The following is a 13,724-nucleotide window of genomic DNA, read 5'->3' on the forward strand; positions in this document are numbered from 1 at the left end:
CTGTTCCTTGGACTCTTCCGAACAGGACACTAAGTCGACAAGTAGCGCGTGTTCAACGAACACGCCGAACCTCCCGTTTTTCTTTTCACCCTATGTGATCACCCGTATCGCTGGCCAACCAGGGTGCTCCGCTGTTGGACCGGGCGTCAACTCCCGGACACCGCAGGGGCGGTGGGGACGCTCACGTCGAAGTGACCGGACTTGGGCGCGGCTTTCAGCAAAGCGGTCAGCGCCCGCCCCTTGGCGTCGTTCTGTTCGCCGCTCCCCCACGCCACGGTCCGGCCCCGGGTCAGCTCCAGCACCACCGAATCGTACGAACCAACCTTGACCTGCAGCGTCTCCTTGGCGACCGGTTCCGGGAGGGAGCCGGCGACGAGTACGGCCTCGTGCAGCAGCCGCTCCTCGTCGAAGCGGCGGGCGCTCGGGGACTGCTTCGCGTTCAATTCGAGGACCGGAACGCCCGCTGGTGCTTTCGCAACCGTGTCGAACCGCACACCCGAAGCGTCCACTTCTACGAAGTTGGCGTCCTTTTTGATGAGCAGGACGGGTTTGCGTTCCGTCACTTTCAGCCCGATCCCGTGCGGCCAGGCCCGCACCACATCGACCGAATCGATGCGGGGCAGGCGGCCGCGGACGCGGCCCTCGATCTCGTCCGTGTCGACGCTCGCCAGGGGGGCGCCGACCGGGACGGCCGCCGCGGCCAGCACCTGCTCGGGGGTGAGCACCTCGATGCCGGTCGCGGTGACCTTCTCGACGCGGAGCCAGGAGGAGCCGTAGAGCGCCCAGGTGCCGCCCGCGGCGAGGAGCACCACGGCTGCCAGCGAGGCGAGCGCAGGGCCCCGGCGCAGGCGCCTGCCGGGGCCCTGAGGGCCGGATCCCTTCGACGACTTCGGGGGTTTGGGCGGCTTGGGAGAGCCGCTGCCCTTGCGGGCGGACGGGCCGGAGCCCTGGTTCCCACGCTGTGCCGTCGTCGCTCCGGCCACTCCTGCGCCTCCTGCGTCTGTGCTGCCCGCCTCAGCGGGACCGGTGGGCCGCGATCGCCTCGTACACCATTGCGACCAGCAGGTCGTCGGCGTCCCGGCGGCCGAACTCACCTGCGGCCCGGGACATCTCGTACAGACGGTGCGGGTCGGACAGCACCGGGAGGACCTGGCCGAGCACCCACTCGGGCGTCAGTTCCGCGTCGTCCACGAGCAGGCCGCCACCGGCCTTGACCACCGGCTGGGCGTTGAGCCGCTGTTCGCCGTTGCCGATCGGCAGCGGGACGTAGGCGGCGGGGAGCCCGACGGCGGACAGTTCGGCGACGGTCATCGCGCCCGCGCGGCACAGCATCATGTCGGCGGCGGCGTACGCGAGATCCATCCGGTCCACGTACGGTACCGGCACATACGGCGGCATCCCGGGCATGTTGTCGACACGCGGCAGTTCGTTCTTCGGCCCGACGGCGTGCAGGATCTGGATCCCGGAGCGCTGGAGGGTCGGAGCGACCTGCTGGATCGTCTCGTTGAGGCGGCGGGCGCCCTGCGAGCCGCCGGAGACCAGCAGCGTCGGCAGGTTGGGGTCCAGGCCGAAGGCGGCGCGCGCCTCCGGGCGGACCGCGGCCCGGTCGAGGGTCGAGATGGAGCGGCGCAGCGGGATGCCCACGTAGCGGGCGCCGCGCAGCTTGCTGTCGGGCGTGGAGACCGCGACGGCGTGCGCGTACCGGGAACCGATCTTGTTGGCCAGTCCGGGCCTGGCGTTGGCCTCGTGGACGATGATCGGCACCCCGAGCCGCTTGGCCGCGAGGTAGCCGGGCAGGGCCACGTAGCCGCCGAAGCCGACGACGCAGTCGGCCTTGGTGCGCAGCAGGATCTCCTCGGCGGCCTTGATCGTGCCGCGCAGCCGCCCGGGGACGGTGATCAGTTCCGGAGTGGGCTTGCGCGGCAGTGGCACTGCGGGGATCAGGCCCAGCTCGTAACCGCGTTCCGGCACGAGGCGGGTCTCAAGTCCGCGCTCGGTGCCGAGGGCGGTGATGCCCACTGAAGGGTCCTGCCTGCGCAGGGCGTCCGCGAGGGCGAGCGCCGGCTCGATGTGGCCGGCGGTCCCCCCACCGGCGAGTACGACATGCACCGAAATTCACCGCTCTCCGGACGGACGCTTCTTGACGCGCCGTCTCATCGACTTCCATCTCACCCCGGTCCGCCTCCAGCCGGTCTTCGGCTGCCGCATCGCGAGGGCCGCGCGCGCCGCCGGCTCCTCACGCGCGAAGGCGATGAGCAGTCCGACCGCGAACATGGTCGGCAGCAGGGCCGACCCTCCGTAGGAGAACAGCGGGAGCGGGACACCGGCGATCGGCAGCAGGCCGAGCACCGCACCGATGTTGATCACGGCCTGGGCCGTGATCCAGGTGGTCACGCCTCCCGCGGCAAACCGTACGAAGGAGTCCTCCGTGCGTCCGGCCACGCGGATACCCGCATAGCCTAGAGCCGCGAACAGGGCGAGCACCGACAGCGTCCCCGCCAGACCCAGTTCCTCCCCGGTGATGGCGAAGATGAAGTCCGTATGGGCTTCGGGTAGTTGTCCCCATTTTTCCACACTGGCCCCCAGACCGGAACCGAACCATCCGCCCGAAGCGAGGGCGTAGATCCCGTGGACGGCCTGCCAGCAAAGGTCGTTCTTGCCCGGATCTGTCGCACCGAGGCACTCCAGCCGGTCCATCCGGTGCGGGCTCGTCTTGATGAGCAGTGCGACGATCACACCAGTGAACGCCAGCACCGCGACGAACAGCCGTGTCGGCGCGCCCGCCAGCCAGAGCAGGCCGAACAGAACGGCACCGAGGATCATCGCGGTGCCCATGTCACCGCCCAGCATGATCAGCCCGAGCAGCAGGAAGGCCACCGGGACCAGCGGCACCAGCAGGTGCTTCCACTGGCTGAGCAGCCCCTTGTCGCCCTTGCGCGCCAACAGGTCGGCGCCCCACAGGATCAGGGCCAGTTTGCCGAACTCACTGGGCTGCAACATGAACGGACCGCCAAGGGAGATCCAATTCTGGTTGCCGTTGATCGAGACCCCTATCCCGGGGACCTGGACCAGGACCATCAGGAACAGGGTGCCGGCGAGCACCGGATAGGACAGCGCCCGGTGCAGTTTGACCGGCATCCGCGAGGCGACCAGCATCAGTCCGGTCCCGATCAGGGCCGCCACGAACTGCTTCTTGAAGAAGTACGCGTCACCCAGGCCGAGCTGGAGCGCCTTGATCATGGAGGCCGAGTAGACCATCACCAGGCCGAGCACGGTGATGAGCAGCGAGCTGCCGAAGATCAGGTAATACGCCGTGAGCGGGCGGTCCCAGGCCTTGCGCAAGTGCGCTTGCGTACGCCGCAGACCGGACAGCGGCCCGCGCCCGGCGGGCCGCCGCACACTCGCCGCGGGGCGCTTGCGGCCCTGCGCCTTGACGGCGGACGGCCGCCGCCCCGGCAGCATCTGCTTCGCCGGCATCTGTGATCTTCCCCTCCACTCGTACGAGGCGAGCGGTCGGCCGGAGGACCCGTCGGCCTGGTCGACCTAGGATCTCTCGGCGGCCAGTTCGCGCACCGCGTCCGCGAACGCGTCCCCACGCTTGTTGTAGTTCGCGAACATGTCCATCGAGGCGCAGGCAGGTGCCAGCAGGACCGTGTCGCCGGGCTCGGCGAGCCGGGCCGCTTCCCGGACCGCTGCGAGCATCGCCCCAGTGTCGGTCCGGGCGAGGTCGACGACCGGGACCTCGGGGGCGTGTCGCGCCAGCGCGTCGGCGATCAGCGCCCGGTCGGCGCCGATCAGCACCACGCCGCGCAGCCGCTTCGCCGACTTCCGGACCAGTTCGTCGAAGGTCGCGCCCTTGGCGAGGCCCCCGGCGATCCAGACGACCGGCTCGAAGGCGGCCAGGGAGGCCTCGGCCGCGTGCGTGTTGGTGGCCTTGGAGTCGTCGATGTACGTGACCCCGTGCACCGCCTCCACGTGCGCGACCCGGTGGGCGTCGGGGCGGAAGTCGCGCAGCCCGTCGCGGACCGCGCGCGGCGGGACGCCGAAGGCGCGGGCCAGGGCTGCCGCGGCGAGCGCGTTGGCGATGTTGTGCGGGGCGGGCGGGTTGACGTCCGAGACGTGCGCGAGCTCCTGGGCGTTCTTCTGCCGGTTCTCCACGAAGGCGCGGTCGACGAGGATGCCGTCGACGACACCGAGCATGGAGGGGCCGGGGGCGCCGAGGGTGAACCCGATCGCCCGGCAGCCCTCTTCGACGTCGGCGTTCTCGACCAGCTTCTCGGTGGCCGGGTCGGCGACGTTGTAGACGCAGGCCACGGTGTTGCCCTCGTAGATGCGGCCCTTGTCGGCGGCGTACGCCTCCATGGAGCCGTGCCAGTCGAGGTGGTCCGGGGCCAGGTTGAGGACGGCCGCCGAGTGGGTGCGCAGCGAGGGCGCCCAGTGCAGCTGGTAGCTGGAGAGTTCGACGGCGAGCACGTCGTACGTCTCCTCGCCGAGCACCACGTCGATGATGGGCGTGCCGATGTTGCCGACGGCCGCGGTCCGCAGTCCCGCCGACTTCAGGATCGACGCGAGCATCTGGGTGGTGGTGGTCTTGCCGTTGGTTCCGGTGATCGCCAGCCAGGGGGCCGCATCGGGGCCGCGCAGCTGCCAGGCGATCTCCACGTCCCCGACCACGTCGACGCCGGCCTTCGCGGCGGCCGCGAACAGCGGGCTGTCGGGCTTCCAGCCGGGCGAGGTGACGACGAGGCCGGTGCCCTCGGGCAGGGTTTCCGCGTCGCCGAGGCGTACGGAGATCCCCAGCTCGCCGAGTTCGGCGGCGCGGGCGCGGTGGCCCTCGCTGTCGCCGCCGTCGACGACGGTCACGACGGCGCCGAGGCCGGCCAGGGCGCGGGCGGCGCTGATGCCGCTCACGCCGAGGCCGGCGACGGTGATGTTCTTGCCCTGCCAGGAGGTCACTTGTCGGCTGCCCATCCCGCGTAGAAGAGACCGAGACCCACGATCACGCACATGCCCTGGATGATCCAGAAGCGGACCACGACAAGGACTTCGGACCACCCCTTGAGTTCGAAGTGGTGCTGCAGCGGTGCCATCCGGAAGACGCGCTTCCCGGTCAGCTTGAAGGAGCCGACCTGGATGACGACCGACATGGTGATGAGGACGAAGAGGCCGCCGAGCAGGGCGATCAGGAACTCCGTGCGGGAGCAGATCGCCAGACCGGCGAGCGCGCCGCCCAGCGCCAGCGAGCCGGTGTCACCCATGAAGATCTTGGCGGGCGAGGTGTTCCACCACAGGAAGCCGAAGCAGGCGCCCATCAGGGCGGAGGCGACGACCGCGAGGTCCAGCGGGTCGCGCACCTCGAAGCAGGCGCCCGGGTTGGTGAGGTCCTGCGCGTTCACGCAGGACTCCTGGTACTGCCACACGCCGATGAAGGTGTATGCGCCGAAGACCATCACCGCCGCGCCGGTGGCCAGGCCGTCCAGACCGTCGGTCAGGTTCACGCCGTTGGACATCGCCAGGATCATGAACAGCGCCCAGACGACGAACAGCACCGGGCCGATCGACCAGCCGAAGTCCGTGACGAACGACAGCCTGGTGGAGGCCGGGGTCAGCCCGCGCGAGTCGGAGAACTGGAGCGCGAGCACCGCGAAGGCGATGCCGACGATCAGCTGTCCGGCCATCTTGGCCTTGGCCCGCAGACCCAGCGAACGCCGCTTGACGATCTTGATGTAGTCGTCCAGGTACCCGACCAGGCCCATGCCCGCCATCAGGAACAGGACGAGCAGACCCGAGAACGTGGGCTCGCTGGAGGTGATCACCTTCGTCAGGGCGTACGCGATGATCGTGGCCAGGATGAAGGAGATACCGCCCATGGTGGGCGTGCCCTTCTTCCCGGCGTGGCCGCGGGGGCCGTCGTCACGGATGAACTGGCCGTAGCCCTTGCGGGCCAGCAGCTTGATCAGCAGCGGCGTTCCGACAACGGTCAGGAACATGCCGATGACACCGGCGAACAGGATCTGCCTCATCGGTCGGCGACCTCGCCCTCGCGCTCAAGGAGCGCCAGCGCGACCCGCTCCAGGCCGATCGACCTGGAAGCCTTCACCAGCACGACGTCCCCCGGGCGCAGTTCACTGCGCAAAAGGTCCACCGCCGCCTGCGCGTCGGACACGACCACCGACTCCTCACCCCACGAACCCTCGTTATATGCGCCCAGTTGCAGCCAGGACGCTTCCCTGCCCCCGACTGCCACGAGCTTGCTCACGTTGAGCCGGACGGCAAGCCGTCCCACCGCGTCGTGCTCGGCCAGCGATGCGTCACCGAGTTCGGCCATGGGGCCGAGCACCGCCCACGTGCGCCCCCCGTTCGCCCTGGCGGCGCCGCCCATCGCGGCCAGCGCTCGCAGGGCGGCCCGCATGGACTCGGGGTTCGCGTTGTAGGCGTCGTTGACGATCGTCACGCCGTCGGCCCGCTCGGTGACCTCCATCCGCCACCGGGACAAGGTGCCCGCTCCGGAGAGCGCGGTGGCGATCTCCGAGGTGGACATGCCCAGTACATGGGCCACGGCGGCAGCGGCGAGCGCGTTCGACACGTGGTGCTCACCGTACAGGCGCAAGGTCACATCACTGCACCCGGTCGGTGTGTGGAGTGTGAAGGCGGGCTGTCCCCCGGGGGTCATCCGTACCTCGGTGGCCCGGATGTCGGCGTCGTCCGCCTCGCCGAAGAGGACCGTACGGGCCTTCGTACGGGCGGACATGGCGCGCACGAGCGGGTCGTCGGCGTTGAGGACGGCGACTCCGCCCTCGCTCTCCGCGGGCAGGGCCTCGACCAGTTCGCCCTTGGCCCGGGCGATCTGCTCGCGGCCGCCGAACTCGCCGATGTGGGCGGTCCCGACGTTGAGGACGAGCCCGATGCGCGGCGGTGTCAGGCCGGTGAGGTACGCGATGTGGCCGATCCCGCGGGCCCCCATCTCCAGTACCAGGTGCCGGGTTTCGGCGGTGGCCTTCAGGGCGGTGAGGGGCAGGCCGATCTCGTTGTTGAGGGAGCCCGGGGTCCACACGGTGGGCGCGTGGGCCTGGAGCACCTGCGCGATGAGGTCCTTGGTGGAGGTCTTGCCGGCGGAGCCGGTCAGGGCCACCACGTCGGTGCCGAGGCGCCCGACGACGGCCCGCGCGAGGGCGCCGAGCGCCTTCTCCACGTCGGGGACGACGATGGCGGGTACGCCGACCGGCCGGGCCGCGAGGACGGCCGCGGCTCCGGCGGCGACGGCGCGCCCGGCGTAGTCGTGGCCGTCGACGTGCTCGCCGTCGAAGGCGGCGAACAGGCTGCCGGCCTCGACCTGGCGGGAGTCGATGACGACCGGACCGCTGATCTGCACGGAAGGATCCGGTATGTCGTGGGGCCGCCCGCCGGTGATGTCGGCGATCTCGGCGAGGGAGAGGGCGATCACTGGTTCACCTCGGCCTGTCGGGCATTGCGCTGCTGTGTCTCGATGGCCGCGCGGAGCACCTCGCGGTCGTCGAAGGGGCGTACGACGCCCGCGGTGTCCTGGCCCTGCTCGTGGCCCTTGCCCGCCACCAGCACGGTGTCGCCGGGCCGGGCGCGCGCGACGGCGGCGGCGATCGCCGCGGCCCGGTCGGCGTCGACGAGGACGGCGCCGCGTTCGGCGGGCGGTACGGACACCGCGCCTTCGAACATCGCGGCGAGGATCGCGAGGGGGTCCTCGGAGCGCGGGTTGTCGGAGGTCAGGACGGCCACGTCGGCGAAGCGGGCGGCCGCGGCGCCCATCGGGGCGCGCTTGGTGGTGTCGCGGTCGCCGCCGCAGCCGAGCACGATGTGCAGCTTGCCCTCGGTGACCTCGCGCAGGGCGCGCAGGACGGATTCGACGGCGTCCGTCTTGTGCGCGTAGTCGACGACGGCCAGGTACGGCTGTCCCGCGTCGACCCGCTCCAGCCGGCCGGGGACCCCGGGGACCGCGGCGACGCCGTCGGCGGCGGTCTGCGGGTCGAGGCCGGCGGCGGCGAGGGTGACGATCGCGGCGACGGTGTTGGCGACGTTGAACGGGCCGGGCAGCGGCGCGGTCGCCCGTACGCGCTGTCCTTCGGGGCCGACCAGGGTCAGGGTGGAACTCGCGGGTCCGAACACGACGTCCTCGGCGCGCCAGTCGGCGGCCGGGTCGCCCGCGGCGGAGAAGGTGACGACCGGGATCGACGCCTCCTTGGCCAGGCGGCGGCCGTACTCGTCGTCGAGGTTGACCACGCCCCGGCGGGCCCGGCGCTCGGTGAAGAGCCCCGCCTTCGCCTGGAAGTAGTCCTCCATGCCCGTGTGGAACTCCATGTGCTCCGGGCTCAGGTTGTTGAAGACGGCGACGTCGAAGACGCAGCCGTCGACGCGGCCGAGCACCAGGGCGTGGCTGGAGACCTCCATGGCGACGGCCTCGACCCCGCGCTCGCGCATGACCGCGAAGAGGGCCTGGAGGTCGGTCGCCTCGGGGGTGGTCCGCTCGGACTTGATGCGCTCGTCTCCGATGCGCATCTCGACGGTGCCGACGAGTCCGGTGGTGCGGCCCGCCGCGCGCAGTCCGCCTTCGACGAGGTACGCCGTGGTGGTCTTGCCGGAGGTACCGGTGATACCGATCTGGAGCAGGTGCTCGCCCGGACGGCCGTAGATCGTGGCGGCGAGTTCGCCCATCCGGCCACGCGGGTCGGCGACGGTGAGGACGGGCAGGCCGGTCGCGGCGGCGCGCTCGGCCCCGGCGGGATCGGTCAGCACGGCGGCGGCGCCGAGGCCCGCCGCCTGGGCGGCGAAGTCGGCGCCGTGCGTCCTGGCTCCCGCCAGCGCCGCGTACAGGTCTCCGGGGCGGACCGCACGGGAGTCGTGCGTGATGCCGGTGATCTGCGCGGCGCCCGGCGCCGGGACGCCCAGCAGGGTGGCCAGCTCGCCCAGAGGGGTCGGGCGGGCGGACACGGGCCGGGGCGCTCCCGGCGGCACTGCCGGGGCGTCTTTCTGGGCGGTTCTGGGCTGATCAGCGTGGGGCACGGCGGTGAGCGTACCGGGCGCGGCGGGCCGCCCGCGAAGTGAGGGCCCGGCCTCGGTGCCGGTGGCCGTTCGGTTCCCGGATTTCGGGGTGATCGTTGTCACTGTGATGGTGCCTCACGCGTTTCTGGCGGGCAGGCCGGTCTGTGGGTCACTGACCGGGCTGCGGACTGGGCTGCGTACTCGGCTGCGGGGCGGCCGGCTGGGCGGCCTGCGGGCCGGATTCGTAGGTGACGGGAAGCCCGGCGGGGGCGGTCCCGGTGGGGGCGATCTGGAGGGTCTTCAGGGCGAACTCCATGACCTTCTTGTAGATCGGGCCGCAGATCTGGCCGCCGAAGTAGCTGCCCTTCGTGGGGTTCTGGATGGCGCAGTAGACGGTGATGCGCGGGTTGTCGGCGGGCGCGAACCCGGCGAAGGAGGCCGTGTAGCCCTTGTAGCGGCCGGTGGCCGGATCCACCCGGTTGGAGGTACCTGTCTTGCCGCCGACGCGGTAGCCGGGGATGCGGGCCTTGGTGCCGGTGCCCTCCTGGTCGTCGACCACGGACTCCAGCATCTCGGCGAGGGTCCTGGCGGTCTCCTGGCTGACCACGCGGCTGCGTTCGGGTGCCGGGGCCGGGGTGAAGCGGCCGTCGGGGCCCTTGGAGCCGCGGACCAGGGTGGGTTCGATGCGGACCCCGCCGTTGGCGATGGTCGAGTACACGGAGGCCGCCTGCATGGCGTTGAGGGACAGGCCCTGGCCGAAAGGAATCGTGTACTGCTGGGAGGTGGACCAGGCCTCGGGCCTGGCGAGGATGCCGCGGGACTCGCCCGGGTACTTCAGGCCGGTGGGCTGTCCGATGCCGAACTTGGTCAGGTAGGAGTGCAGGACCCTGTTGGCCTCGGGCTGGGTGGAACCGAGCTGGCCGGTGGCCAGGATGGTGCCGATGTTGGAGGACTTGGCGAGGACCCCGTTGAGGGTCAGGTACCAGGTCGGGTGGTCGATGTCGTCCTTGAACAGCCGGTCGCCCCGGTGCAGCCGGTTGGGGACCTCGACGTGGGTCTCCGGGGTGGCCTTCTTCTCCTCCAGTACGGCGGCCATCGACATCACCTTGGCGGTGGAGCCGGGCTCGTACACGTCCTGGAGTGCGGCGTTGCCCATGGCGGCGGAGCGGGCCCGGGTCAGGTCGTTGGGGTCGAAGCCGGGGGCGTTGGCCATGGCCAGCACCTCGCCGGTGCGGGTGTCCTGGACGATGACGTAGCCGCGGTCGGCCTCGGACTTCTGGACCTGCTCGGTGATGGCGCTCTGCGCCGCCCACTGGATGTCGCGGTCGATGGTCAGCTCGATGTCCTCGCCGGGCACGGCGGGCTTCTCGCTGGACCCGGCGGTGGGTACCCGGCGGCCGCCGGACTGGGCGTAGGTGACCTCGCCGTCCTTGCCGGACAGCTTCTTGTCGAGGGAGGACTCCAGACCGCCGGCGCCCTTGCCCTCGGCGTTGACGTAGCCCAGTATCCCGGCGGCCAGGTCGCCGCCCGGGTACACGCGCTTGCTGCTGTCCTCGTTGAACACGCCGGCGAGGACGTTGGCGCCGGGGCCGTTGTTCTTCTTGTCGGCCGCCGCCTTCTCCGCGAAGACCCGCTTGAGGTCCTTGATCTGGTTCCAGACCTGGGGGGTCTGGCGCTGGGCGAGGACGACGTACCGGGTGTTCCTGGTCTTCAGCCGCCCGGTGAGCTCCTTGGCGTCCTTGCCGAGGATGGGGGCGAGGAGGGCCGCGGCCTGCTCGGGGGCGTCGGGGGCCTTGCTGTCCTGCGGGGTGAACATCTTCGGGTCGGCGGTGATGTCGTACGCGTCGACGCTGGTGGCCAGGGCCACGCCCTTGCGGTCGGTGATCTCCCCGCGCTCGGCGGCCAGCTTGACGCTGGTGTAGCGGTTCTTGGAGGCCTCGGCGGAGAAGGCGGAGGCGTCGACGGCCTGGACCTGGAGCAGGCGCACGACGAAGGCGAGCATGACGAGGGTCAGGCCGACGCCGACGAGGCGCAGCCGGGGGCGGGGGCTGCCGAGCCTGATGGTGTGGGGCCGTCTGGGCGTCGCGGGCCGCCGGGTCGCCGGGCGCGAGGCCGCCGGGCGGGCCGTGGCTCCGCCGCGGGGCCTCCCCGGCCCGGGCACCCGCCGCCGCGGCGGCTCCTGCGGGCTCATGCGCCCGCCGCCGTCGGCCGCACCGCGTTCGAGGGCCGGGTCCGGGCACGGCCCGGGTGGGGGTCCCTCCCGGACGGAGTCTGGGGGAGGGGGAAGGGCGGGGTGGGGGAAAGCCCCGCGGGGCTGCGCAACGGCACCGCGGCCATCGGCGTCACGACGTCACCTGCCTGGGTTGGGGTTGGGCTGCTGCGAAGGCTGGGATTGGGGGGCGCCCCCAGGGCTCGCCGTGGCCGAAGGAGTGGCCGAGGGCGGCGGTTCGGCCGCCTCCGCGGTGCCGGCGACCTTGCCGTCCGGGCCGATGAAGACCGGGCTGCCGCCCGGGACCAGGCCCAGCTCCTGTGCCCGCCGCTGCAGCGCTTCGGGGGCCGAGTAGCCGTCCACGTCGCGCTGCAGCGCCTGCTCCTCGTCCGTGAGGGCGGTCGTCTCCTTCTTCAGCTTGCTGAGCTGGAAGGAGCCCTCGTTCAGGGCCGAGTTCAGCAGCAGCAGGCTGATCAGGCCGCCGGCGAGCAGCGCCACGACCAGCAGGACGAACGGCATCCTCGCCGCCTGCCCGCCGGACCCCGGCCGGGCTGGGCGGGACGGGCGTACGGGGCGGCCGCCGAGTGCCCGGCCGAGGCGGGCCGCCTGCCCGCGGGTCAGCGTGGCGACCTTCCCGGCCTTGGTCACAGCCGCGCCTCCCGGATGCGTTCGACCCCGCGGAACCTCGCCGGGGCGGCCCGCCGGTTCTCGGCGATCTCCTCCTCGGTGGGCAGCTCCGCGCCGCGTGTCAGCAGCTTCAGCTTCGGCTGGTACTTCTCCGGGACCACCGGCAGCCCGGGCGGGGCAGTGGAGGCCGCGCCCGCCGCGAAGACCTGCTTCACGAGGCGGTCCTCCAGCGAGTGGTACGAGAGCACCGCGATCCGGCCGCCGACCGCGATCCGGTCCACGGCCGCCGGAATGGCCTTCTCCAGCCCCGACAGCTCGCCGTTGACCTCGATCCGCAGTGCCTGGAAGGTCCGCTTGGCGGGGTTGCCGCCGGTCCGCTTGGCGGCCTGCGGCAGGGAGTCGCGGATCAGTTCGACCAGGCGGGAGCTGTTGGTGAAGGGCTCCTTCTCCCGCTCCCGGACGATCGCGGACACGATGCGCTTGGCCTGCTTCTCCTCGCCGTACTGGCGCAGGATCCGGACGAGCTCGCCCGGCGCGTAGGTGTTGAGCACCTCGGCGGCGCTGATCCCCGTCGTCTGGTCCATGCGCATGTCCAGCGGCGCGTCCTGCGCGTACGCGAACCCGCGGTCGGCCTCGTCCAGCTGCATGGAGGAGACGCCCAGGTCGAAGAGGATGCCCTGGACGGCCGGGAGCCGCAGTCCGTCGAGGACCTCGGCGAGGTCGGCGTAGATCGCGTGGACGAGGGTGGCCCGGTCGCCGAAGGGCGCGAGGCGCTCGCCGGAGAGCCGCAGGGCCTCCTTGTCGCGGTCGAGGCCGATGAGGCGGACCTCGGGGAACCGGGTCAGCAGGGCCTCGCTGTGGCCGCCGAGGCCGAGGGTGCAGTCGACGACGACGGCCCCCGGCCTCTCCAGCGCCGGGGCCAACAGGTCCAGGCACCGCTGGAGCATCACCGGGACATGTCGGGACTCGCTAGTCAAAGCGCCCTCTCAGATAACGGCGCGGTCGGCATACGCCGCGCCGCGCACGCGGAGTGTTACCAAGGGGCCGGGCGGCCGGTGAGGGCCGGGCTCCGGCCGGTTCGCGTCACTTTAGTGCAACGGTCGCCGCGGTCAACGAATCGCCTCGCGCGCCGTGCCCGTCTCTCCCTGTGAACCGGCAAAAGCCGCGAATCACCCGGACGGCCGCCCTCGTCTCACCTCTGTGGGTTAGCTCACAACAAGGCTGGTTGACCTTCTTTGTCCCTCCTCACTCAATGCCCGCGCAAGCTGTGACCACTAACGTCGTATGCATGAAGACTTCCGCATCCCTGCCCGCCGACTCCGCGCCCCAGGCTTCCGGCGTCCGTTCCGTCACCGACCGGCTGGTCGAGGCGAACCGGCGGTACGCCACGGATTTCACCGATCCCGGCATGGACGCCCACCCCGTCCTCCAGGTCGCCGTCGTGGCCTGCATGGACGCCCGCCTCGACCTGCACAAGGCCCTCGGTCTTGAGCTCGGCGACTGCCACACCATCCGCAACGCGGGCGGCGTGGTCACCGACGACACCATCCGCTCGCTCACCATCAGCCAGCGGGCGCTGGGCACCCGCGCGGTGATACTCATCCACCACACCGGCTGCGGCCTCGAAAGCCTGACCGAGGACTTCCGGCACGAGCTGGAGGACGAGGTCGGCCAGCGCCCCGCCTGGGCCGTGGAGGCCTTCCGCGACGTCGACCAGGACGTCCGCCAGTCCATGCAGCGGGTCCGGACGAACCCCTTCCTGCCCCACCGGGACGATGTGCGAGGCTTCGTCTTCGATGTGCACACCGGTCTCCTGCGGGAGATCGATCCCAGCTCTTGAGTGACACAAGGCCGTAACGCCGTCAACAATGCGGGG

11 protein-coding genes are annotated in these 13,724 nt (G+C 71.4%); 1 reads left to right on the top strand and 10 read right to left on the bottom strand.

All coding sequences use genetic code 11. From position 1 onward, the window contains the following. Positions 1-146: 146 nt before the first annotated feature. From ACFYOB_RS05215 to rsmH, 10 genes are all read right to left on the bottom strand, one after another. Positions 147-983 (bottom strand): cell division protein FtsQ/DivIB, encoded by an 837-nt coding sequence (locus ACFYOB_RS05215; protein ID WP_388554722.1) that lies wholly within the window; start codon positions 981-983, stop codon positions 147-149. A gap of 31 nt (positions 984-1,014) precedes the next feature. Further along, positions 1,015-2,109: an undecaprenyldiphospho-muramoylpentapeptide beta-N-acetylglucosaminyltransferase gene (gene murG, locus ACFYOB_RS05220; RefSeq protein ID WP_388554724.1), complete on the bottom strand. Its 1,095-nt coding sequence runs from the start codon at positions 2,107-2,109 to the stop codon at positions 1,015-1,017. Between the two features lie 6 nt (positions 2,110-2,115). Continuing rightward, positions 2,116-3,477 (bottom strand): putative lipid II flippase FtsW, encoded by a 1,362-nt coding sequence (gene ftsW / locus ACFYOB_RS05225; RefSeq protein WP_388554727.1) that lies wholly within the window; start codon positions 3,475-3,477, stop codon positions 2,116-2,118. Between the two features lie 66 nt (positions 3,478-3,543). Continuing rightward, on the bottom strand, positions 3,544-4,971 hold the full coding sequence (gene murD, locus ACFYOB_RS05230) for a UDP-N-acetylmuramoyl-L-alanine--D-glutamate ligase (RefSeq protein WP_388554730.1): 1,428 nt from the start codon (positions 4,969-4,971) through the stop codon (positions 3,544-3,546). Then, complete coding sequence (gene mraY / locus ACFYOB_RS05235; RefSeq protein ID WP_388554733.1) at positions 4,953-6,023, bottom strand: phospho-N-acetylmuramoyl-pentapeptide-transferase; 1,071 nt, start codon at positions 6,021-6,023, stop codon at positions 4,953-4,955. Before mraY ends, murD begins: the two co-directional genes overlap by 19 nt. Further along, the gene (murF, locus tag ACFYOB_RS05240) at positions 6,020-7,444 is read right to left on the bottom strand and encodes a UDP-N-acetylmuramoyl-tripeptide--D-alanyl-D-alanine ligase (RefSeq protein ID WP_388554736.1); all 1,425 of its coding nucleotides are present in this window, start codon (positions 7,442-7,444) and stop codon (positions 6,020-6,022) included. The genes mraY and murF overlap by 4 nt, the downstream gene beginning before the upstream one ends. Next, positions 7,441-9,135, bottom strand: a complete 1,695-nt coding sequence (locus ACFYOB_RS05245; RefSeq protein ID WP_388554739.1) for a UDP-N-acetylmuramoyl-L-alanyl-D-glutamate--2,6-diaminopimelate ligase — start codon at positions 9,133-9,135, stop codon at positions 7,441-7,443. Before ACFYOB_RS05245 ends, murF begins: the two co-directional genes overlap by 4 nt. Before the next feature lie 46 nt (positions 9,136-9,181). Beyond that, positions 9,182-11,203, bottom strand: coding sequence for a peptidoglycan D,D-transpeptidase FtsI family protein (locus ACFYOB_RS05250; protein WP_388554743.1), 2,022 nt, complete (start codon positions 11,201-11,203; stop codon positions 9,182-9,184). A 159-nt stretch (positions 11,204-11,362) separates the two neighbouring features. Continuing rightward, a complete protein-coding gene (locus tag ACFYOB_RS05255; RefSeq protein WP_388554746.1) occupies positions 11,363-11,869 on the bottom strand; it encodes a hypothetical protein in 507 nt (168 codons plus the stop codon). Continuing rightward, entirely contained in the window at positions 11,866-12,795 is a 930-nt protein-coding gene (gene rsmH, locus ACFYOB_RS05260; RefSeq protein WP_388555577.1) for a 16S rRNA (cytosine(1402)-N(4))-methyltransferase RsmH, read from the bottom strand. The genes ACFYOB_RS05255 and rsmH overlap by 4 nt, the downstream gene beginning before the upstream one ends. A gap of 341 nt (positions 12,796-13,136) precedes the next feature. On the opposite strand from rsmH, the gene ACFYOB_RS05265 reads away from it, so the two are divergent. Further along, a complete protein-coding gene (locus ACFYOB_RS05265; protein WP_388554749.1) occupies positions 13,137-13,688 on the top strand; it encodes a beta-class carbonic anhydrase in 552 nt (183 codons plus the stop codon). Positions 13,689-13,724 lie beyond the last annotated feature (36 nt).

Origin of the sequence: Streptomyces sp. NPDC006463, assembly GCF_042870715.1 — a bacterium.
Taxonomy (GTDB): domain Bacteria; phylum Actinomycetota; class Actinomycetes; order Streptomycetales; family Streptomycetaceae; genus Streptomyces.

Coding starts and splice junctions, on each gene's coding strand:
- ftsW (WP_388554727.1), bottom strand. CDS start 3,477: ATGCCGGCGAAGCAGATGCTGCCGGGGCGGCGGCCGTCCGCCGTCAAG.
- murD (WP_388554730.1), bottom strand. CDS start 4,971: ATGGGCAGCCGACAAGTGACCTCCTGGCAGGGCAAGAACATCACCGTC.
- mraY (WP_388554733.1), bottom strand. CDS start 6,023: ATGAGGCAGATCCTGTTCGCCGGTGTCATCGGCATGTTCCTGACCGTT.
- ACFYOB_RS05250 (WP_388554743.1), bottom strand. CDS start 11,203: ATGAGCCCGCAGGAGCCGCCGCGGCGGCGGGTGCCCGGGCCGGGGAGG.
- rsmH (WP_388555577.1), bottom strand. CDS start 12,795: ATGCTCCAGCGGTGCCTGGACCTGTTGGCCCCGGCGCTGGAGAGGCCG.
- ACFYOB_RS05265 (WP_388554749.1), top strand. CDS start 13,137: ATGAAGACTTCCGCATCCCTGCCCGCCGACTCCGCGCCCCAGGCTTCC.